Here is a 20,785-nt window from a genome sequence, read left to right on the forward strand (position 1 = left end):
GCCTATGCCTTGCTCAGCGCGGGTGCGCCCTTGGTCACCTGGCCTGCCATGCCGATGCGGTAGACCACGCCGGCAATGAACAGGCCGATGAACCATGCGTAGTCATAGGCATGCTTGAAGAAATCACCCACGTTCGGGAATGCAGCGGGGAACGCTGCGTGCAGGAAGCCGGGCAGGTTGGGCGCCACGCCCAGGGCGAAGGCGGCCACGGCCACCCAGTTCCAGCCGTTGGAGTAGCGGTAGACGCCCTCTTCCCTGTACAGGTCTTCCACCACCAGCTGCTTTTTGCGCACCAGGAAGTAGTCCACCATCAGAATGCCCGCGATCGGCCCCAGCAGTGCCGAGTAGCCGATCAGCCAGGTAAAGATGTAGCCCTCGGTCGATTCCAGGATCTTCCAGGGCATCATCACGATGGCAATGGCCACCGTCATGTAGCCGCCCACGCGGTAGCTGATCTTCCTGGGCGCCAGGGCGGAGAAGTCATAGGCCGGCCCCACCAGGTTGGCCGCCAGGTTCACGCTCACGGTGTCGATCAGCAGCACGATCAGCGCGATCAGCACGGCCGCGCCCGTCATGCGGCTGGCGACATCCACGGGGTCCCACAGGGCCTTGCCGTAGATCACCACGGTGCCCGATGTCACCACCACCGCCAGCATGGCCAGCAGCCCCATGGGCACGGGCAGGCCGATGGCCTGGCCCACTACCTGGTCCTTCTGCGACTTGGCAAAGCGCGTGAAGTCCGGAATGTTCAAGGCCAGCGTGGCCCAGAAGCCCACCATGGCTGTCAGCGACGGCCAGAACACCGACATGAACTGGCCCGCCTTGGGGCCGCCCGGCGCGTACTGCGAAGGCTGCTCCATGATGGGGCCGAAGCCGCCGGCCTTCTGGTAGACCCATCCCAGCAGCACGAAGCAGATCAGGATCTTGAGCGGCGCTGTCCAGGTCTCGAGCTTGCGGATGGACTCGATGCCATGCACCACGAAGTAGAACTGGATCGCCCAGAACACCAGAAAGCACACCAACTGCCCCACATTGATGCCCAGGCCAGCGATCTTCTCGCCTTCCAGCGGATGGCCCAGCAGCACGCCCAGCAGGGTGTAGATCATCATGCCGCCGAACCAGGTCTGGATGCCGTACCAGCCACAGGCCACCAGGGCCCGCAGCATGGCCGGCAGCTTGGCGCCGTGGGTGCCGAACGAGGCACGGGCCAGCACAGCGAAAGGAATGCCGTACCTGGCCCCGGCATGGCCGATGAGCAGCATGGGAATCAGCACGATGAGATTGCCCAGGAACACCGTCATCACAGCCTGCGACCACGACATGCCGTTCGTGATCATGCTGGCGGCCAGCGTGTAGGCCGGGATGCACATCACCATGCCTATCCACAGGGCGACGAAGTGGTACCAGGTCCAGGTGCGCTGGCTAGGCAGCGTGGGTGCGAGGTCGTGGTTCCACAGGCTGCCTGCGGACTCACCGGAATGCGGGGCATGCGACATTGCGAAGCTCCTTCTCGAAGAGAGAAATCACCATCCATTGCTGATCCAGGGTCTGACCGTTTCCATCAAGCGCATTTCGTGCCAGGTCGGCCCGGATGCGGGCCGTGCGCCGACCTGCCGCAATGCCCCCTCTAGCCCTGCGCCGTCACGGCCTGGCGCATGGGGTTGTTCGGGTGCGTGGTCCAGTTCGCATACTCCCCGGTGACCGTCTGGCCGGTGCGGGGGTCCACCTCGCCCGGCTGCAGGCTGCGCATGGTGATGCACTCGGGCACGGGGCAGATGGACACGCACAGGTTGCAGCCCACGCATTCGGTGTCATCCACCTCGAAGCGGCGCACACCGCCCTCCTTGCTGAAAGTGATGGCCTGGTGGGAGGTGTCCTCGCAGGCCACATGGCAGCGCCCGCACTGGATGCAGCTGTCCTGGTTGATGACGGCCTTGTCGATGTGGTTGAGGTTGAGGTCCTTCCAGTCCCTGACCGTGGGCACGGCCCGGCCCTGGAAGTCCTCGATGCGCGCAAAGCCGTGCGCGTCCATGTAGTTGGACAGCCCGTCGCACATGTCCTGCACGATGCGAAAGCCGTAGACCATGGCCGCCGTGCACACCTGGACATTGCCGCATCCCAGCGCGATGTATTCGGCCGCGTCCTTCCAGGTGGTGATGCCGCCGATCCCCGAGATGGGCAGGCCCGCCGTCTGCGGATCGCGCGCGATCTCGGCCACCATGTTCTGGGCGATGGGCTTCACGGCCGGGCCGCAGTAGCCGCCGTGCGAGCCCTGGCCGTCGGTGCTGGGGTGCATGACCAGAGTGTCCAGGTTCACGCCCATCAGCGAGTTGATGGTGTTGATCAGGGACACCGCATCCGCCCCGCCGGCCTTGGCCGCCCGCGCGGGAAAGCGCACGTCGGTGATGTTGGGCGTGAGCTTCACGATCACCGGCAGCCGGCTGTACTGCTTGCACCACTGCGTGACCATCTGGATGTACTCGGGCACCTGGCCCACGGCCGCACCCATGCCGCGCTCGCTCATGCCGTGCGGGCAGCCGAAGTTCAGCTCCAGCCCGTCGGCGCCGGTGTCCTCCACCATGGGCAGGATGCGCTTCCAGCTTTCCTCCACGCAGGGCACCATCAGCGAGGCGATCAGCGCGCGGTCAGGCCAGGCCTTTTTCACGCGGGTCATTTCCTCCAGGTTGGTGCGCAGCGGCCGGTCGGTGATCAGCTCGATGTTGTTCAGGCCCATCACGCGCCGGTCCTGCGCCATGAGGGTGGAGTAGCGCGGCCCGTTCACGTTGACCACATGCGGGTCCTCGCCCAGCGTCTTCCACACCACGCCGCCCCAGCCGGCCTCGAATGCGCGGGTGACGTTGATCTCCTTGTCCGTGGGCGGTGCCGAGGCCAGCCAGAACGGATTGGGGCTGGAAATGCCCAGAAAGCGGCTGCTGATGTCTGCCATGTCAATGCTCCTTGAAAAGCGCGGGCACAGCCGCTCAAACCCCGGCCGCCACGGCGCTGGTCAGCGCCTGGTGCATGGCCCGCGCGGCGACCTTGCCGTGCTCCACCGCCTGCACGGTCAGGTCCTGGCCACCGGCGCGGCAGTCGCCGCCGGCCCACACGCGCGGCACGCTGGTGCGGCCTTCGTCGTCGGTGTCGATGCGGCCGTCACGCAAGGCAATGGCCGCGCCCGCCGGCGTGGCGACATAGGTCTGGCCAATGGCCTTGAGCACCATGTCGGCCGGCACGTCGAACACCTCCTGCGTCACCTGCAGCCTGTCGCCCTCCATGCGGGTGCAGGCCATGCGCACGCCGCAGACCTTGCCGTCCTGCACCAGGATCTCCTGGGGCGCGGCCCACAGCCGCAAGTTGACGCCATGGGTCTGCGCCCATTCCTGCTCCACCCAGGAGGCGGACAGCGCATCCTTGCCCCGGCGGTAGAACATGGTGACCTCGTCGGCGCCCAGCAGCCGGGCCTGCACGGACGCATCCACCGCCGTCATGCCGCCGCCGATCACCACCACGCGCCGGCCCACCGGCACCATGGATTTGTCGGCCGTCTGGCGGATGTCGGCAATGAAGTCCACCGCATTGCGCAAGCCTTCGGCCTGCGGCTCGGCCGCGCCCAGCGCATTGACGCCCGCCAGGCCCAGGCCGAGGAATACGGCGTCATGCTCTGCCAGCAGCGAATCCAGCGTGAAATCTCGTCCCAGCCGCTGGTTGTTGCGCGGCGTGATCCCGCCCACGGACAGCAGCCAGTCGATTTCCTTTTGCGCAAAATCACCGGGGGTCTTGTAGCTGGCCAGGCCGTATTCATTGAGCCCGCCCAGCTTGGGCCGGGCGTCGAACAGCACCACCTCGTGGCCCTGCAGCGCCAATTGGTGCGCGCATGTCAGGCCGGCAGGGCCAGCTCCGACCACGGCCACCTTGCGGCCCGTGGCGGCGGCACGCTGGAACAGCGGTGCACCACCGGAGGCCATGAAGGCATCGGTCGCATAGCGTTGCAGTGCACCAATTTCGACCGGCTTGTCTTCCTGGGTGTTGCGCACGCAGGCCTGCTCGCACAACTGCTCCGTGGGGCAGACACGGGAGCACATGCCGCCCAGCGGGTTGGCCGTCAGGATCTCGCGCGCCGCGCCACGGACGTTGTCCTGGGCGATGCGGGCGATGAAGGCCGGCACATCGATGCTGGTGGGGCAGGCCGTGGTGCACGGCGCGTCATAGCAGTAGTAGCAGCGCTCGGCCTCGATCAGGGCCTGGGCGCGGTTCAGCGGGGGGTGGGCGTCGGAGAAATTGGCCGCGTAGTCGGCCAGGTTCAGTCGGCCGGCGGCAATGCCGCAGGCGCGGTGCGAGGGGCTATCCATGGTGCATCCTCCAGAGTCAGGATTGAGGGCGTGAAGGGGGACACGGCATGCAGGGCCATGCCGGGCCATCTCGGACAACGCAAGGCGGCCCGCAGGAGGAACTCCTGCAAGGCCCCGGATCCAGCAACACAGTCTTCGGAGGTTTCATCGTGGTCCTCGCATGTGCAAGTGACGCCTCTTGTCGGGCGCACTGGGGGTGGAGCGGAATTTACGCGGGTGAAAAAATTTACCAATCAGTAAAATCACCCAGAAAGTCGTCAGCAAGAAAGATGCCAGACAATCGCACCAAAATGGCGCCACTTATCCCGACTTACCATCTGCGCAATGGCAACCCTTTCTGACAATGCGCCCCCTTCCCTGGCGCGATCGGCCACGCGCAAACCCACGGCTGCACGCCTGCGCAAGGAACTGAACATCCTGCAGACGGCCGAGCTTCACTTTGCGCAATACGGCTTCGAAGGCGCATCGCTGGAACTGATCGCGCACGACGCCGGCCTCAGCCGCCACAACCTGCTGTACTACTTCGCCAGCAAGGAGGAGCTGTATCTGCGCGTGCTGGGCGACGTGCTGACGCAGTGGCTCGCCGGCATGTCCGACCTGCTGCGCGGCGACGACCCGGCGGAGGCCCTGCGCATCTACATCCGGGCCAAGCTGCAGTCCTCGCGCGAGCGGCCCCATGGCTCCCGTGTCTTCACGCGCGAGGTGATGGCCGGCGCGCCCCGCTTCGGGCAGGCCATATCGAGCCAGGTAGGCCCGGCGCTGGCAGCCGACGTGCAGGCTTTCGAGCGCTGGGTGGCGCAGGGCAAGATTGCCCGCGTGGATTTCACCCACCTGATGTTCATCCTCTGGTCCGTGACCCAGGCCTACGCCGACCAGCAGGCCCAGTTCGCGCTGCTGCTGGGCCGGCCGGAACTGACCGCCGACGACTACGACACGGCGGCCGACCTGATCTACCGGCTGGTAATCCGTGGCCTGCAGCCGGATACCGCGGCTCTCGCACAATGAGCACATGAATCACAGCATCCGCCTGAGACCCCTGGAGCGCGAAGATCTGCGCTCCGTGCATCTGCTCAACAACAATGCCGCCATCATGCGCTACTGGTTCGAGGAGCCTTACGAGACCTTCGACGAGCTTTCCGCGCTCTACGACGCGCACGTGCACGACCAGACCGAGCGCCGCTTCATCGTCGAGCACCAGGGCGATCGCGCCGGTCTCGTCGAGCTGGTGGAGATCGACCTGATCCACCGGCGCGCCGAATTCCAGATCATCATCGCCCCCGAGCAGCAGGGCCAGGGCATCGCAGCCCAGGCAACGCGGCTGGCGCTGGACTATGGCTTCAAGACGCTCAACCTGCACAAGATCTTTCTCCATGTGGACCAGGAGAACGAGAAGGCCATCCACATCTACGCGCGCATAGGCTTCGTGCAGGAAGGCGTGCTGATCGACGAGTTCTTCGCCAACGGCCAGTACCGCAACGCCATCCGCATGTACCTGCTGCAAAACGACTACCTGCAGGCACAGGCCGGAGTCGGCACCTGACCTCCTGACAGAGGAGCGCGGGCCCTGCCCGCCTCCTTGACCGGCAAGTCTTCCCATCGTTGGCGGGCGCACAAACAAAAAAACCAAACAAAAAAGCCTTCTGAGTGATCAGAAGGCTTCTTGCATTCCATCTGGCAATGGAAAATTGGTAGGCGCGATTGGACTCGAACCAACGACCCCCACCATGTCAAGGTGGTGCTCTAACCAGCTGAGCTACGCGCCTGTGTTTGTTCGAGAAAGCGATTCTAGCACGGGTTTTCCAGGGCTCCGGCAAAAATACCCGAACAGGCTCAGCGCCGCCGTGCCGAACGCACGCCCGCCACGGCGGCCACAATGCCCAGCACCTTGTTGAGGCGACCGGAATCGGCCACTTCCACGGTGAAGGTCATCCAGGCCGTTCCCTTGACGGATTGGGTCTGCACGCCGATGACATTGGTCTTCTCCCGCGCAAAGACTTCGGAGATATCGCGCAGCAGGCCCTGCCGGTCGGCCGCTTCCACGGACACATCGACCGGGTAGACGGCCGAGGCCACGGCCGCCGCCTTGGGCTGGCCCCAGGCCACGTCAATCACGCGCTCGGAATTGCGCGCTGCCATTTCACGGAAGTTGGAGCAGTCGCAGCGGTGCACGCTCACGCCCTTGCCGCGCGTGACAAAGCCCCGGATGTCGTCCGGCGGCGCAGGCTTGCAGCACTTGGCCAGCTGCGTCATCAGCGAATCCACGCCCACGACCAGCACGCCGCCCTTGGGCGAGTCCGTGCCGCGTGCCTTGCGCACCGGGGAGAATTCCTCGACTTCCTCCTCCGCCTCGGCCGGTCGCAGCACGGTCTCGATGTTGCGCAGCGAGTATTCATCCTTGCCGACGACTTCGAACAAGGCATCGGCCGATTTGAAGCCGAGCTGAACGGCCAGCTCCTCCAGCTTGACGGCCGTCTTGCCCTCGCGCTGCAGCAGTTTCTCGACCGCCTCGCGGCCGCGCGCCACGGTCTCGTGCGTGGCCTGGGCATTGAACCAGGCACGCACCTTGGCCTTGGCCCGGTTGCTGGTCAGGTAGCCGAGGTCGGCGTTGAGCCAGTCGCGCGAGGGGCGCCCCTCCTTGACCGTGGTGATCTCCACGGTCTGGCCGTTTTGCAGCGGCGTGTTCAGCGGCACCATGGCGCCGTCCACGCGCGCGCCGCGGCAGCGGTGCCCCAGGCTGGTGTGCACCGAATAGGCGAAATCCACGGGCGTCGCGCCCTGCGGCAGCTCGATGACGGCCGCATCGGGAGTGAGCACGTAGATGCGGTCCTCGAACAGGCCGCGATGGTGCGCACCCGCCAGGTCGCTGCCCCAGGCCAGCAACTGGCGCAGCACGGCGATCTTGGCGTCGTACTCGCTGCTGGCCGTGACACCCGCGTATCCCTTGGTGCCCGCCTCCTTGTAGGCCCAGTGGGCGGCCACGCCGTGCTCGGCATGGTCGTGCATGGCCTGGGTGCGGATCTGGATCTCGATGGCGCGGCCCGTCTCGTCGCGCACCACGGTGTGCAGCGACTGGTAGCCGTTGGGCTTGGGCTTGGCGATGTAGTCGTCGAATTCCGCCTCGATGGGCGTGAACTGCTCATGCACCCAGGACAGGGTGGCGTAGCAGTCCTTGATCGTGGGCACGACGACACGCATGGCGCGGATGTCGAAGACCTGGTCGAAGTTCAGCGACTTGCCTCGCATCTTCTTGACGATGCTGTAGATGTGCTTGGGCCTGCCTTGCACGGTGGCGCTGATGCTGTGCGCGCGCAGGTCGGCCTCCAGCCGTGCGCGCATCTGCTCCATATAGGCTTCGCGCTCAACGCGCTTTTCATCGAGCAGGCGGGCCACTTCGCGGTAGGTCTCGGGCTCCAGGAAGCGCAGGGACAGATCCTCCAGCTCCCACTTGATCTGCCAGATGCCCAGCCGGTTGGCCAGCGGCGCAAACACCGTCAGCGCCTCGCGCGCAATGCCGGGCGAGACCGGGCGCTTGCTGGCTGCGTAATAGCGCAGCGTCTGCAGGCGCGACGCCAGCCGCAGCAGCACCACGCGCAGGTCGCGCGAGAAACCCAGCAGCATCTTGCGCACGTTCTCGGTCTGCGTGGCCTCATCGTCCAGGTACTGGCCGCCCAGCTCGGCGCCGCGCGCCTGCTCCTGCACGCGCATGAGCTTGTTGGTTTCCACGGCCAGGGTGGCGAAATTCTCGCCAAAGGCCTTGGCGATCACTTCCTGCGGGCGATTGAGGTGCACGCTGGCATGCACCAGATAGATCGCCGCCTGCATGGTTTCGGAGCCGCCGATGGTCTTGAGGATGGCAGCCACCGCATCGGCATGGGCCATGGTGTTCTCACCGGACTCCATGGTCTCGGTGGCGATCAGCGGCTCGGCAAAGCTGCGCGCGCGCGCCAGCGCGTTGACCTGTTCGGGCAGGGTCTGCGACGTGGCCGTGATCAGGTGCGGCAGCACCGACGGCACCTGGCCCGGCGCGGCTGCGCCGGGCGAAGGCGCCTGCACGGCGGCCTCGCTGCTGGCAGTCTTCATTCGTCACTCTCCCTGGCCTGCTCGGCAAGATTCATGGTGCTTGGCAAGCGCTCTTCTCCCCATAAGAACCGGCACAGCAAGGCCACCTGCCCTGCTGCGACGAAGGTGGGCGCATGCCCCACCCCTTCAAATTCCACGCAATGCGCCTTCGGGCCGCGCTGCGCCATGGCCTGTGCCGTGGCCGCCGTCAGCAGATCGGACTGCGCACCACGAACTAGCAAGACGCGTGCCTTGATCTGGTCATACAGCTGCCACAGCAGCGCTTCGCCGGCCTGGGCCATCTCGCGCGTCATGTGCTGCAGGGGCACCGCAATCTGAGGGTCATAGTGCAGGACAAGGCCGCCATCGGCGGCCGGCCGCATCATAGGTCGCGTCAATCGCAACCATTGCCCTTCGCTATGTGGGCCGAAGCCTTCGGAAATCAAGAGCAGCGCATGGGCTGCCTGCTCAAGATTTTCAAAATGCGCGCCCTTGCCCAGGTACTGCCCTATGCGCTCCAGGGCAGACCACTCGATGACAGGTCCCACATCGTTGAGCACCAGCCTGCGGATGGGCGCCGGCAGCGGCAGCCCCGGCTGGCCCGCAAGCGCCATGCCGATCAGCCCGCCCATGCTGGTGCCCACCCAATCCAATTGTTCGACAGGCGCCTGCGCATGCACCTGGGCCAGCAAGGCCAGCATGTCGGCTGCGTAAAGAGGCACCTGGTAGGCGGTCGGATCCTGCAGCCAGTCGCTTTCGCCACGCCCGACCACATCGGGGCAGATCACGCGGGCACGTTCGCTGAGCCGCTCGGCCAGCGCATCAAAGTCACGCCCCTGGCGCGAAAGGCCGTGCACGCAGACCACGACATGGGGATGGTGCGGATCGCCGGTGCGATTCCATTCCCAATAAGCCATGCGGTGCGAAGCATTCTCTTGAGCAGCCGGGCTGGCAGTACGGCTCCAGGGTGAGGCACGCCCGGCAACCCCCGGGCAGGATACGTAGTTCAGCGTAGGATGATTCATGGAAACGCATTCGCGGAGCCGGCGCCGATAATGGCTGTGTTGCATCGTACATTCATTCGGAGACTCTCTATGTTGAAAGGCAAGACCGCCCTCGTGACCGGCTCGACCAGCGGCATCGGCCTCGGGATCGCGAAGGCGCTGGCCCGCCAGGGCGCCAATATCGTGCTCAATGGTTTCGGCGATGTGGACGGCCCCCGTGCCGAAGTGCTGGCCGCAGGCCAGGCCGCCGGCGCCCAGGTCGCCTACCACGGCGCCGACATGAGCCGCGTGGCAGACATCGAGGACATGGTCCAGTACAGCGTGCGCAACTTCGGCCAGATCGACATCCTCGTGAACAATGCCGGCATCCAGCACGTGGCGCGCGTGGAAGACTTCCCGCCCGAGCGCTGGGATTCCATCATCGCCATCAACCTGTCCAGCGCCTTCCACACCTCGCGCCTGGTCCTGCCCATGATGCAGGCGGCCGATGGCGGCAAGGGCTGGGGCCGCATCATCAACGTGGCCTCTGTGCACGGCCTGGTGGGTTCGGCGCAGAAGTCTGCCTACGTGGCGGCCAAGCACGGCATTGTCGGGCTGACCAAGGTCACGGCGCTGGAGAACGCCACCTCCGGCATCACCTGCAACGCCATCTGCCCCGGCTGGGTGCTGACGCCACTGGTGCAAAAGCAGGTGGACGCCAAGGCCGAGCAGCACGGCATCAGCAACGAAGAAGCCAAGAAGCTGCTGCTGGGCGAGAAAGAGCCCTCCATGCAGTTCACCACGCCCGAGGAACTGGGCGAACTGGCGGTGTTCTTCTGCTCGCCCGCCGCAGCCAATGTGCGCGGCGTGGCCTGGAACATGGATGGCGGCTGGGCGGCGCAGTAAGCGCGCCAGCACCGGTTCACGTCAAAAAAGGAGCGCCACGGCGCTCCTTTTTTCATGGGCGACCCACGCCTGCTCAGTACATCTGCACCGAGCCCGACACGTGGACCATCACCTGCGCCTTGCCCGCTTCCACGGACACGGCATCCATTTCCGCGCCAGCGGCCTTGGCGGACATGGCCATCATGCGCGGACGCGGCATGGGCACGGAGGTGTCGCTGCTGCTCACGTTGACCTCGCGCAGGCTGTAGTTGGCAAAGCCGAAGCTCTTGGACAGCGTGGAGGCGCGCTGCTTGAACTGCTCGATGGCCTTGGCCTGGGCCTCGCCTTCGACCTTTTCACGGGCCTCGCGCGACAGGCCGAAGCCCACTTGCGACAGCGTCATGTCCTGCACCTGTGCCGCCGTCTGCGTGATGCGCGCGAAGTCGCGGCCCTGCAGAAGAATCTCGGCGCGGCCCTGCCAGCCTTCCACCTTGTTGTCCTTGCCATAGCGCGGATAGATGCCGAAGCTGCCGGTGCTCACATCCATCTGGCCCGACTGGGCGCTGCGCTTGGTCACGGCCATGGCGGCCTCGACCACCTTCTGCAGCTGGGACTGGACCGTGGCGGCATCGCGCCCTTCGCGCGTGGCCGACAAGGTGGCGGTCAGCAGGTCCTGCACCACGTCCACCGAGCCTTCTGCAGACAACTGCACCACGTTGGCAGGCTGTGCCGGCGCCGTGGCGGCGTTCTGCGCCCAGGCACCGCTGGCACAGGCCAGCGCAGTGGCCGCGACCACGGACTTGACCCAGGGGCGGGACAGCTGTTTGGAAAGCTTGCTCATGCGTTCACCCTTTGAAATGAAAGGTAGTTCAGGGATACAACTGCATGCCGCCCTTTCGCTACGGCATGCCGCCAGATGGTGACAGGTGTGGAGCCAAGCAGGCCTGCCGGCTCCTCCATTGACAACATTATTGCAACGATAAATGCATCAACATGGAAAACCCATAGTTAAATATTCTAAAGACACATTTTCCGTTCTAAATTTAAACGCAACATCTGTAACACACGGCAATATTTCGGGGGTTTGTCCAGACTTTTCGGCGCAAGCTGGTAACAATGGCGGCTGTTACAAATGACCGACCGAGGATGAACATGGCCACTACGACCAACCGCACCGACAAGATCCTGGTGGTGGATGACGATGCGCGCATCCGCGACCTGCTGCGCCGCTACCTGACGCAGGAAGGCTTCGAGATCATGATTGCCGAAGATGGCAAGGCGCTGAACCGCATCCTGCTGCGCGAAACGGTGGACCTGATCGTGCTTGACCTGATGATGCCCGGCGAAGATGGCCTGTCCATCTGCCGCCGCCTGCGCTCGGCCAACGACCGCACGCCCATCATCATGCTGACCGCCAAGGGCGAGGATGTGGACCGCATCGTGGGCCTGGAAGTGGGCGCCGACGACTACCTGGGCAAGCCCTTCAACCCGCGCGAACTGCTGGCCCGCATCCATGCCGTGCTGCGCCGCCGCCCGCCGCAGGAAGCGCCGGGCGCGCCTTCCGGCGACAACGAGGTGGTGAGCTTCGGCCCCTTCACCTTCGACCTGGGCACGCGCGTGCTGCAAAAGAACGGCGAGGAACTGCCGCTGACCACGGGCGAATTCGCCATGCTCAAGGCCCTGGTGCGCCACCCGCGCCAGCCGCTGTCGCGCGAGAAGCTGGCCCTGCTGGCGCGTGGCCGCGAGTTCGAGCCCTTCGACCGCAGCCTGGACGTGCAGGTCTCGCGCCTGCGCAAGCTGATCGAGGAAGATGCCGCCGCTCCGCGCTATATCCAGACGGTCTGGGGCGTCGGCTATGTGTTCGTACCGGACGGCGCGAACTGAAATGCATCACCCCCTGAGGCGCTGCGCGCCTTCCCCCTCTCTCGCTCCGCAGGAGGGGGACGACGCCCTCGCCGCGAGGCGGCTCTTGCTTGGCGTCCCTGGGTTGGGGCCGTAACGTTTTATGTGCCGTTGACAATGCGCAGCGCCAAAACCTCACCCTGTCGACCGAGACAACCGGTAACGCAGGCTGGCCGGCACAGGCGTAATCTCGCAGCCGGCCCCTAGAATGACGAACCGCTTCCATGAGTTCCTTCACCGTCCCGCCCCATGACGCCACCAGCCCTGCGCCGCTCGACTACGAGCGGCGCATGACTGCGCGCTCTCCGCTGGGACTCAATCTTTTCTGGCGTACCTTCTGCCTGCTGGCCCTGCTGCTGGTGGGCAGCATCCTGGCGTGGCTGCAGACGCTGCGCGCCTTCGAATTCGAGCCGCGCACGCTGCACACCGCCCAGCAGATCGCCTCGCTGGTCAACCTCAGCCGCGCGGCCCTGGTGCATTCGGATGCCATCAACCGCGTCTCGCTGATCAAGACCATGGCCGACCAGGAAGGCGTGCGCATTCTGCCGCGCGAGCCTGGCGACAGCTTCGAGCTGCTGGACCAGAGCACGCTGGGCAAGCGCCTGACCGAAGAACTCACGCGCCGCCTGGGCTACGGCACCATCGTGGCGCGCAGCGTCAATGGCGAACCGGGGCTGTGGGTGGGGTTCACCATCAATGGCGACCGCACCTGGCTGCTGATGGACCGCTCGCGCTTCACGCCGGCCAGCGGGCGCACCTGGCTGATCTGGCTGATCACGGCCGGCCTGCTGTCCCTGGCGGGGGCGGCAGCCATCGCGCGCCTGATCAACCGGCCGCTCAAGCAGTTGAGCTATGCGGCCAACCGCGTGCGAGATGGCGACTTCGACGCCAGCCAGCTGGACGAGGAAGCCGTCACCAGCGAGATCCGCGAGGTCAACATCGGCTTCAACCGCATGGCGCAGAAACTCGCCCAGCTGGAGCAGGACCGCGCGGTGATGCTGGCCGGCATCTCCCACGACCTGCGCACGCCGCTGGCGCGCCTGCGGCTGGAGACCGAGATGAGCGTGGTGGACGACGTGGCGCGCGAGCACATGGTGGCCGACATCGTGCAGCTGGACGCCACCATCGACAAATTCCTGGACTACGCCCGCCCCGACCATGTCACCCTCAACCCGGTGAACCTGCATGCCGTGGTGTCCTCCTGCGTGTATGCGGTGCAGGACCACCGCGAGCTGCAGATCAGCATGGCCGTGCCCGAAGGCGTCTATGTGCTGGCCGACGAGGTGGAACTGGCGCGCGTGATCTCCAACCTGTTCGAGAACGCACGCCGCTACGGCAAGACGCCCGAGACCGAAACCACCCACGTGGATGTGACGGCATCGGAACGCGAAAGCTGGGTGGTGATCCGCATCCGCGACCATGGCCGTGGCGTGCCGCCCGAGCAGCTGGCCAGCCTGACCCAGCCCTTCTTCCGTGGCGACTCCGCGCGCACGGCCGCAGCGGGCGCGGGCCTGGGCCTGTCCATCGTGGACAAGACGGTGCAGCGCATGGGCGGCGTGTTTGCGCTGTCCAACTCCTCCACGGGCGGGCTGGTTGCCCATGTGCAGTTGCAGCGTGCCTCGGGCGTGGCCAAGGGTGCCGAGCCCGAGCAGCGTCTGCAGCGCCCGCAGATCAAGCGCCAGCTGCCCCCGCGTGCGCAGGACGGCGCCCTGGACGGAGAGGACTGAGCCCGCAGCGCGCGTTCGTCAGATACGTTCGGCAGATACAAAGGCCCCGGCGATCGTTGACCGATCGCCGGGGCCTTTTGCATGGGGATGGCACCCCGCTGGTCAGGCGCGGAACAGCAAGGCGGCGGCGCGCGCCTCCATGGCCTGCTGCTGGCCCACGGGGCCGAGCTTTTCGGCCGTCTTGGCCTTGACGTTGACCTGGTCCAGCGCCAAGCCCAGCGCCGTGGCGATGCGCTCGCGCATGGCAGGAATGTGCGGCGCCAGCTTGGGGGCCTGGGCAATGATGGTGCTGTCGATGTTGCCGATCTCCAGCCCCGTGGCGCGCACGCGGCGCGCCGCTTCCACCAGCAGCACCAGCGAATCGGCGCCACGGAATTCGGGGTCGGTGTCAGGGAAATGCCGGCCGATGTCGCCCAGCGCCGCGCCGCCCAGCAGCGCGTCGGTGATGGCGTGCAGCAGCACGTCGGCATCGGAATGGCCCAGCAGCCCCAGTTCGTGCGGCACCTCGATGCCGCCCAGGATCAGCTTGCGCCCGGGCACCAGGGCATGCACGTCCCAGCCCTCGCCAATACGAAAATTCATGTGAAACATTCCAGGTTCAGAAAAATGGATTGCCCGACGCCTGCGGATGGTCGCGCTGGCCCCGGTATCGCTCCAGCGTGGTGCTGCGCTCGCGCTGCGACAGCACGGCGGCGGCCAGCGCGAAATCGTCCGGATAGGTGACCTTGAAGTTCTGCGCGCCGCCGGGCACCAGGCGCGGGCGCTGGCCCACGGCCTCCATGGCGCTGGCCTCGTCGGTCACGGCCGAGCCGGCGTGCTGCAGCGCATCGAGCAGCGGCGCGATGCGGAACATCTGCGGCGTCTGCGCCAGCCATTTGTCGCTGCGGTCCACCGTGCCCGCCACGCGCACCCCGCTGGGCCCGGCCACGGCCGTCTTGAGCGTGTCGGGCAGCTTGTGCGCCAGCAGGCCGCCCACGGCATCGTGCTCGCAGGCGTCGATCAGGGCATCGATGAGCGCGGGCGTCACCAGGCAGCGCGCGGCGTCGTGCACCAGCACCCAGTCATGCGCGCCCGCACCGCGCGCCAGCAGCTCCTTCAGGCCGTTGGTCACGGATTCGGCCCGCGTGGCGCCTCCGCATGCCGCCGTGGAGTAGCGCGTGGGCGACGGGCCCGGCAGGCCCTGGCGCCAGAAGTCGTCGCCGGGCGCGATCACCACCAGCGTGTGGTGTACGCGCGTTGCACCCGCAAAGGCGGCCAGCGTGTGCGCCACCATGGGCGCACCGGCCACCAGGTGGTATTGCTTGGGCAGTTCAGGCGCAGGCGCATCGGGCGCGATGGCGCGCGAGCCCGTGCCCGCGCAGGGGATCAAGGCCCACAGGCGGGCCGGCTCCAGGGATGCGGGCGCAGCCGCCGCAAGCAGATCTGTCATGGTGGCGCATTGTAGTGACGGCCATGTGCCGCCATGGACATGCGGGCATGCCTGCATGGCCGCCATGCGTGCTGGCTAAAATGCTTCGATACCCCTCTGCGCGTGCCGAGGGGTTTTGTCGTTACTTCGCCCAGGCGCTGCGGCGCCCACGTCCAAGCACCATGGAACTGCCCAAGCTCACTCCCGGAAAACGCTTCACCCTGCCCCGCCCCGTGGGCAGCGCCGACGCCCTGCTGCTGGCCCGCCTGGGCGAGCGCGAGAAGGCGGCAGGCCGGGTGACGGCCATCGTCACGGCCGACGCCTCGGATGCCCAGCGGCTGATCGACGAGATGGCCTTCTTCGCCCCGGGCCTGCGCTGCGCGCTGTTCCCCGACTGGGAGACCCTGCCCTACGACAGCTTCTCTCCCCACCAGGACCTGATCAGCGAGCGCCTGGCCACGCTGTGGCGCATCAACCAGCGCGACAAGGAGCATGGCGCCGACGTGGTGCTGGTGCCCGCCACCACCGCGCTGTACCGACTGGCGCCGCCCTCCTTCCTGGCCGGCTACACCTTCGAGTTCAAGAGCGGCCAGAAGCTGGACGAGGCCAAACTCAAGGCCCAGCTGACGCTGGCCGGCTACCAGCATGTCTCCCAGGTGGTCAGCCATGGAGAGTACGCGGTGCGGGGCGGCCTGATCGACCTGTTTCCCATGGGCTCGCTGCAGCCCTACCGGGTGGACCTGTTCGACGACGAGATCGACTCCATCCGCACCTTCGATCCCGACACCCAGCGCAGCCTCTACCCCGTGCCCGAGGTGCGCCTGCTGCCCGGCCGCGAGTTCCCCATGGACGAGGACGCGCGCGCCAAGTTCCGCCAGCGCTGGCGCGAGCTGCTGGAGGGCGATCCCACGCGCAGCCGCATCTACAAGGACATGGGTCAGGGCATTGCCACGGCCGGCATCGAGTACTACCTGCCGCTGTTCTTCGACGAAACGGCCACCGTGTTCGACTACCTGGGTGCCGATGCCACCGTGGTCATGCATGGAGACCTGGAGCCGGCCTTCCAGCGCTTTTGGCAGGACACCAAGGAGCGCTTCCGCCTGGTGCAGGGCGACCCCGAGCGCCCGGCCCTGCCGCCCGAGGTGCTGTTCCTGTCCGCCGACCAGTTCTACACGCGCGCCAAGGAGCACGCCCAGCTCGCGCTGCGCCCAGGCACCGAGGACGTGGCCGACAGCGCCATCTTCCAGAAGCTGGAGGACCTGTCCGTGGTGCGCGGCGCGGAAGACCCTCTGGCGCGCCTGCAAAGGCACATTGCCGCCAGCGCCCACCGCGTCCTGCTGCTGGCCGAGTCCGATGGCCGGCGCGAAAGCCTGCTGGACTTCTTCCGCGCCTCGGGCGTGAACCCGCCGGTCTTCGACTCGCTGGCCGAGTTCCAGGGCGATGCGGGCGAGAAGGTGGGCATTGCCACGGCCGGGCTGATGAACGGCTTTGCCTGGGTGGAGGAAGGCCTGGACTTCGTCACCGAGACCGAGCTGTTCGCCACCAGCCCCACGGGCCGCAGGCGCCGCCGGCAGGAGCAGGTCAGCGATGTCGAGGCACTGATCAAGGACCTGTCCGAACTCAAGGTGGGCGACCCCGTGGTGCACTCGGACCACGGCATCGGTCGCTACCAGGGCCTGGTCCACATGGACATGGGCCAGAAGAACCCGGACGGCACGCCGGCCGTGCAGGAATTCCTGCACCTGGAGTACGCGGGCAACGCCGTGCTCTACGTGCCCGTCAGCCAGTTGCAGCTGATCAGCCGCTACACGGGCGTCTCACCCGAGGACGCGCCGCTGCACAAGCTCGGCGGCACGCAGTGGGAAAAGGCCAAGCGCAAGGCGGCCGAGCAGGTGCGCGACTCCGCGGCCGAGCTGCTGAACATCTACGCACGCCGCGCCGCACGCCAGGGCCACGCCTTCCGCTACTCGCCCCAGGACTACGAGCAGTTCGCCAACGACTTCGGCTTCGAGGAAACGGCGGACCAGCGCGCCGCCATCCACGCCGTGATCCAGGACATGATCAGCCCCCAGCCCATGGACCGCCTGGTCTGCGGCGACGTGGGCTTCGGCAAGACCGAGGTGGCGCTGCGCGCGGCCTTCGTGGCCATCACGGGCGGCAAGCAGGTGGCCTTCCTCGCGCCCACCACGCTGCTGGCCGAGCAGCACTACCAGACCCTGGTGGACCGCTTCTCCAAGTGGCCGATCAAGGTGGCCGAAGTCTCGCGCTTTCGCTCGGGCAAGGAGATCACGGCGGCCGTCAAGGGCATTGCCGACGGCTCGGTGGACATCGTCGTGGGCACGCACAAGCTGCTGTCCGAGTCCACGCAGTTCAAGAACCTGGGCCTGCTGATCATCGACGAGGAGCATCGCTTCGGCGTGCGCCACAAGGAAGCCATGAAGGCCATGCGCGCCGAGGTGGACGTGCTCACGCTGACGGCCACGCCCATCCCGCGCACCATGGGCATGGCGCTGGAAGGCCTGCGCGACCTGTCCGTCATCGCCACCGCGCCCCAGCGGCGCCTGGCCATCAAGACCTTTGTGCGCAACGAGGGCACGGGCGTGATCCGCGAGGCCGTGCTGCGCGAGCTCAAGCGCGGCGGCCAGTGCTACTTCCTGCACAACGAGGTCGAGACCATCGAGAACCGCAAGCAAAAGCTGGAGGAAATCCTGCCCGAGGCCCGCATCGCCGTGGCCCACGGCCAGATGCCCGAGCGCGAGCTCGAACGCGTCATGCGCGACTTCGTGGCCCAGCGCTACAACATATTGCTGTGCTCGACCATCATCGAGACCGGCATCGACGTGCCCAGCGCCAACACCATCCTCATCAGCCGCGCCGACAAGTTCGGTCTGGCCCAGCTGCACCAGCTGCGCGGCCGCGTGGGTCGCAGCCACCACCAGGCCTATGCCTACCTGATGGTGCCCGACCTGGACAGCCTGACCAAGCAGGCCCAGCAGCGGCTGGAGGCCATCCAGCAGATGGAGGAACTGGGCTCGGGCTTCTACCTGGCCATGCACGACCTGGAGATCCGCGGCGCCGGCGAGGTGCTGGGCGAGAACCAGAGCGGCAACATGATGGAGGTGGGCTTCCAGCTCTACAACGAGATGCTGTCCGAGGCCGTGCGCAGCCTCAAGGCCGGCAAGGAGCCCGACCTGCTCAGCCCGCTGTCGGCCTCCACCGACATCAACCTGCACGCGCCGGCCTTGCTGCCGGGCGACTACTGCGGCGACGTGCACCTGCGCCTGTCCTTCTACAAGAAACTGGCGACGGCCCGCACCAGCGACCAGATCGACACCCTGCTCGAAGAAATCGTGGACCGCTTCGGCAAGCTGCCGCCCCAGGCGCAGACGCTGATCGACGTGCACCGCCTGCGCGTGCTGTCCCAGCCCTACGGCGTGGTCAAGGTCGATGCGGCGCCCGGCGTCATCAACATCACCTTCAAGCCCCAGCCGCCGGTGGACCCGATGGCCATCATCCACCTCATCCAGAAGAACAAGCACATCAAGCTGGCCGGCAACGAGAAGCTGCGCATAGAGCGCGCCCTGGACAATCCCAAGGACCGCGCCCAGATGGTGCGCGACGTGCTGCGCAGCCTGGGCCAGCCGCTGGTGGAGGCAAAGGCGGCCCAGCCCGCATAGAGGGTTGTCCTAGCCATGTTCCTCGAAGCGAGCATCGCCCTGCTGGCCCTGGCCGCCGCGCTGTGGCTGCGCCCCTGGCGCATGCTGGCCGGCCGCCCGGGCCCGGGCGGGCCGCTGGACCGCATGGCCTCGCCCCTGGTCACGCCGCTGCTGGGCGTGCTCGTGCTGCTTCCCTGGATCTGGGCCCTGCCCACGCTGCACCGCATGCCGCTGCAATTGCAGTGGTCCTCGGCGCCTCTGGTGGTGCTCATGCTGGGCTGGCCGCTGTCCGTGCCGCTGCTGCTCATCGTGGGCGGGCTGGCCGCCCTGCTGTCGCCGGCCCTGGGCTGGGGCGATGCGCTGGGCATCGCGGTCTGGCAGGGTATCGTGCCTGCCACGCTGGCCATGCTCTGGGGCGCGGCGCTGCGGCGCTGGCTGCCACACCAGATCTTTGTCTTCATTCTCGCGCGCGGCTTTGCGGGCACGGTGCTGTGCGTTTTCATCTCGGCCCTGCTGGCCCAGGCCGCGGGCCACGCCCTGCCCGGCGTCAACGAGGATCTGTCACGCATCGCGCGCTGGCTCATGGCCTGGGGCGATGCCGTGGTCACCGGCATGGTGACGGCCATCTTCGTGGTGTTCCGCCCCCAATGGCTGGCCACCTGGTCGGATGCCATCTACCTGCGCCGCCCACCCGCGCCCTGAGGGCGCATCCAGGCACAAGCCGTGGCGCGCCGCAGTGCCAAGGCCAGTGACTGCGCCGCGCGGCCCTGGCTCTGGATATGATTCGCGCCTGATACCCGCCAGCCCGGCGGCCCGTCCCTTTTTGCTGCCCCACCCATGACCGATGTCACCGAATTCGCGCCCGGACTGCTGATCCGCGGCATCCAGCCGCCACTGAAGCTGGCCGACTACAAGCTCATCGCGTTCGACATGGACTCGACGCTGATCACCATCGAATGCATCGACGAGATCGCCGACGCCACCGGCAAGAAGGCAGAGGTCGCGGCCATCACCGAAGCCACCATGCGCGGCGAGATCACCGACTTCAAGGACAGCCTGCGCCAGCGCGTGGGCAAGCTCGTCGGCGTGACCGAGGCCGACATGGCCCGCGTGCTGGCCGAGCGCCTGAAGCTCTCCCCGGGCGCCGAAACCCTGGTGCGCGCAGCCCAGGCTGCGGGCCTGAAGGTGCTGCTGGTCTCGGGCGGCTTCACCTACTTTGCCGAGCACGTGCGCGGCATGCTGGGCATCGACTTCGTGCGTGCCAACGTGCTGGAGATGCGCGATGGCGCGCTGACCGGCGGCCTGATCGAGCAGCCCTGGGGCGACATCTGCGACGGCGCCGAAAAGCGCCGCACGCTGCTGGAAGTCGCCTCGCTGCTGGGCATTCGCCCCGACCAGTGCATCGCCGTGGGCGACGGCAGCAACGACATTCCCATGATGCAGGTCGCAGGCCTGTCCGTGGCCTACCACGCCAAGCCGCGCGTGCGCAACGAGGCCAAGGTCTCCATCACCGAAGGCGGCCTGGACCGCCTGCTGGAAGTGCTGCGCTGAAAACCGGCGGCGGGGGCTGGCGCAGGCCGCTGCACTGCTCCGCAATCAATAGCTGAGAATGTTTTGTGGGCTTGCTTTTCCGGCAGGCCCCGGTCTTTTCTACAATGCTTGATGCAGCCCCATAGGCCACCGCCTCAGCGCCGGTGGCTCTCCTACAACAGCAGGCTGCACACCGGCGTATCCGCATGCCGGTGCTTGGAATCTCCTGCCCCATCCCCATGTGACACCCAAGGCCGCAGGCCTGCCCGCAGACGGGCGGCCTGTG

Annotated in this window: 16 protein-coding genes and 1 tRNA gene; 8 read left to right on the plus strand and 9 right to left on the minus strand. The window is 66.8% G+C overall.

The genetic code is table 11. The features are described from left to right. Nucleotides 1–2: 2 nt before the first annotated feature. The 3 genes from AAN986_RS18285 to AAN986_RS18295 form a co-directional block, all read right to left on the minus strand. Nucleotides 3–1,496, minus strand: a complete 1,494-nt coding sequence (locus AAN986_RS18285) for an NCS1 family nucleobase:cation symporter-1 (RefSeq protein WP_047217669.1) — start codon at nucleotides 1,494–1,496, stop codon at nucleotides 3–5. 131 nt (nucleotides 1,497–1,627) lie between these two features. Next, the gene (preA, locus tag AAN986_RS18290) at nucleotides 1,628–2,947 is read right to left on the minus strand and encodes an NAD-dependent dihydropyrimidine dehydrogenase subunit PreA (protein ID WP_013803150.1); all 1,320 of its coding nucleotides are present in this window, start codon (nucleotides 2,945–2,947) and stop codon (nucleotides 1,628–1,630) included. Between the two features lie 34 nt (nucleotides 2,948–2,981). Continuing rightward, the gene (locus tag AAN986_RS18295; RefSeq protein WP_047217668.1) at nucleotides 2,982–4,349 is read right to left on the minus strand and encodes an NAD(P)-dependent oxidoreductase; all 1,368 of its coding nucleotides are present in this window, start codon (nucleotides 4,347–4,349) and stop codon (nucleotides 2,982–2,984) included. A gap of 324 nt (nucleotides 4,350–4,673) precedes the next feature. On the opposite strand from AAN986_RS18295, the gene AAN986_RS18300 reads away from it, so the two are divergent. Together AAN986_RS18300 and speG are read left to right on the plus strand one after the other, a co-directional pair. Then, nucleotides 4,674–5,354 carry a TetR/AcrR family transcriptional regulator gene (locus tag AAN986_RS18300; RefSeq protein ID WP_047217667.1) on the plus strand — a complete coding sequence of 227 codons (681 nt, stop codon included), beginning with the start codon at nucleotides 4,674–4,676 and terminating at the stop codon, nucleotides 5,352–5,354. 4 nt (nucleotides 5,355–5,358) lie between these two features. Then, on the plus strand, nucleotides 5,359–5,889 hold the full coding sequence (speG, locus tag AAN986_RS18305) for a spermidine N1-acetyltransferase (RefSeq protein ID WP_016445275.1): 531 nt from the start codon (nucleotides 5,359–5,361) through the stop codon (nucleotides 5,887–5,889). Between the two features lie 146 nt (nucleotides 5,890–6,035). Here the strand turns inward: speG and AAN986_RS18310 are convergent. From AAN986_RS18310 to AAN986_RS18320, 3 genes are all read right to left on the minus strand, one after another. Beyond that, nucleotides 6,036–6,112 (minus strand) — tRNA-Val (locus AAN986_RS18310). Nucleotides 6,113–6,179: 67 nt separating this feature from the next. Continuing rightward, nucleotides 6,180–8,429: a bifunctional (p)ppGpp synthetase/guanosine-3',5'-bis(diphosphate) 3'-pyrophosphohydrolase gene (locus tag AAN986_RS18315; RefSeq protein ID WP_016445274.1), complete on the minus strand. Its 2,250-nt coding sequence runs from the start codon at nucleotides 8,427–8,429 to the stop codon at nucleotides 6,180–6,182. After that, nucleotides 8,426–9,433 carry an alpha/beta hydrolase gene (locus AAN986_RS18320; RefSeq protein ID WP_200903739.1) on the minus strand — a complete coding sequence of 336 codons (1,008 nt, stop codon included), beginning with the start codon at nucleotides 9,431–9,433 and terminating at the stop codon, nucleotides 8,426–8,428. The genes AAN986_RS18315 and AAN986_RS18320 overlap by 4 nt, the downstream gene beginning before the upstream one ends. Before the next feature lie 69 nt (nucleotides 9,434–9,502). Here AAN986_RS18320 and AAN986_RS18325 point away from each other — a divergent pair, with 69 nt between their 5' ends. Continuing rightward, complete coding sequence (locus tag AAN986_RS18325) at nucleotides 9,503–10,297, plus strand: 3-hydroxybutyrate dehydrogenase (RefSeq protein ID WP_012204702.1); 795 nt, start codon at nucleotides 9,503–9,505, stop codon at nucleotides 10,295–10,297. Between the two features lie 73 nt (nucleotides 10,298–10,370). Here the strand turns inward: AAN986_RS18325 and AAN986_RS18330 are convergent, their stop codons facing one another. After that, nucleotides 10,371–11,117: an SIMPL domain-containing protein gene (locus AAN986_RS18330; RefSeq protein ID WP_047217665.1), complete on the minus strand. Its 747-nt coding sequence runs from the start codon at nucleotides 11,115–11,117 to the stop codon at nucleotides 10,371–10,373. Between the two features lie 305 nt (nucleotides 11,118–11,422). Between AAN986_RS18330 and ompR the strand changes: the two genes are divergently transcribed. Both ompR and AAN986_RS18340 read left to right on the plus strand, forming a co-directional pair. Continuing rightward, complete coding sequence (gene ompR, locus AAN986_RS18335; RefSeq protein WP_017404718.1) at nucleotides 11,423–12,160, plus strand: two-component system response regulator OmpR; 738 nt, start codon at nucleotides 11,423–11,425, stop codon at nucleotides 12,158–12,160. A 242-nt stretch (nucleotides 12,161–12,402) separates the two neighbouring features. After that, on the plus strand, nucleotides 12,403–13,905 hold the full coding sequence (locus AAN986_RS18340) for an ATP-binding protein (protein ID WP_012204699.1): 1,503 nt from the start codon (nucleotides 12,403–12,405) through the stop codon (nucleotides 13,903–13,905). Nucleotides 13,906–14,007: 102 nt separating this feature from the next. On the opposite strand, the gene ispF is transcribed toward AAN986_RS18340, so the two are convergent. Both ispF and ispD read right to left on the minus strand, forming a co-directional pair. Beyond that, nucleotides 14,008–14,487 (minus strand): 2-C-methyl-D-erythritol 2,4-cyclodiphosphate synthase, encoded by a 480-nt coding sequence (gene ispF, locus AAN986_RS18345; RefSeq protein WP_013803157.1) that lies wholly within the window; start codon nucleotides 14,485–14,487, stop codon nucleotides 14,008–14,010. Nucleotides 14,488–14,503: 16 nt separating this feature from the next. Further along, the gene (gene ispD, locus AAN986_RS18350) at nucleotides 14,504–15,334 is read right to left on the minus strand and encodes a 2-C-methyl-D-erythritol 4-phosphate cytidylyltransferase (RefSeq protein WP_046238331.1); all 831 of its coding nucleotides are present in this window, start codon (nucleotides 15,332–15,334) and stop codon (nucleotides 14,504–14,506) included. Between the two features lie 161 nt (nucleotides 15,335–15,495). Here ispD and mfd point away from each other — a divergent pair, with 161 nt between their 5' ends. From mfd to serB, 3 genes are all read left to right on the plus strand, one after another. Continuing rightward, nucleotides 15,496–18,990: a transcription-repair coupling factor gene (gene mfd / locus AAN986_RS18355; RefSeq protein ID WP_047217664.1), complete on the plus strand. Its 3,495-nt coding sequence runs from the start codon at nucleotides 15,496–15,498 to the stop codon at nucleotides 18,988–18,990. 15 nt (nucleotides 18,991–19,005) lie between these two features. Beyond that, a complete protein-coding gene (locus AAN986_RS18360; RefSeq protein ID WP_047217663.1) occupies nucleotides 19,006–19,671 on the plus strand; it encodes a hypothetical protein in 666 nt (221 codons plus the stop codon). A 135-nt stretch (nucleotides 19,672–19,806) separates the two neighbouring features. Then, nucleotides 19,807–20,520, plus strand: a complete 714-nt coding sequence (gene serB / locus AAN986_RS18365; RefSeq protein ID WP_016445267.1) for a phosphoserine phosphatase SerB — start codon at nucleotides 19,807–19,809, stop codon at nucleotides 20,518–20,520. The last annotated feature ends 265 nt before the right edge of the window (nucleotides 20,521–20,785 follow it).

This window comes from Delftia sp. DS1230 (assembly GCF_040112715.1).
Lineage (GTDB): Bacteria > Pseudomonadota > Gammaproteobacteria > Burkholderiales > Burkholderiaceae_C > Comamonas > Comamonas tsuruhatensis.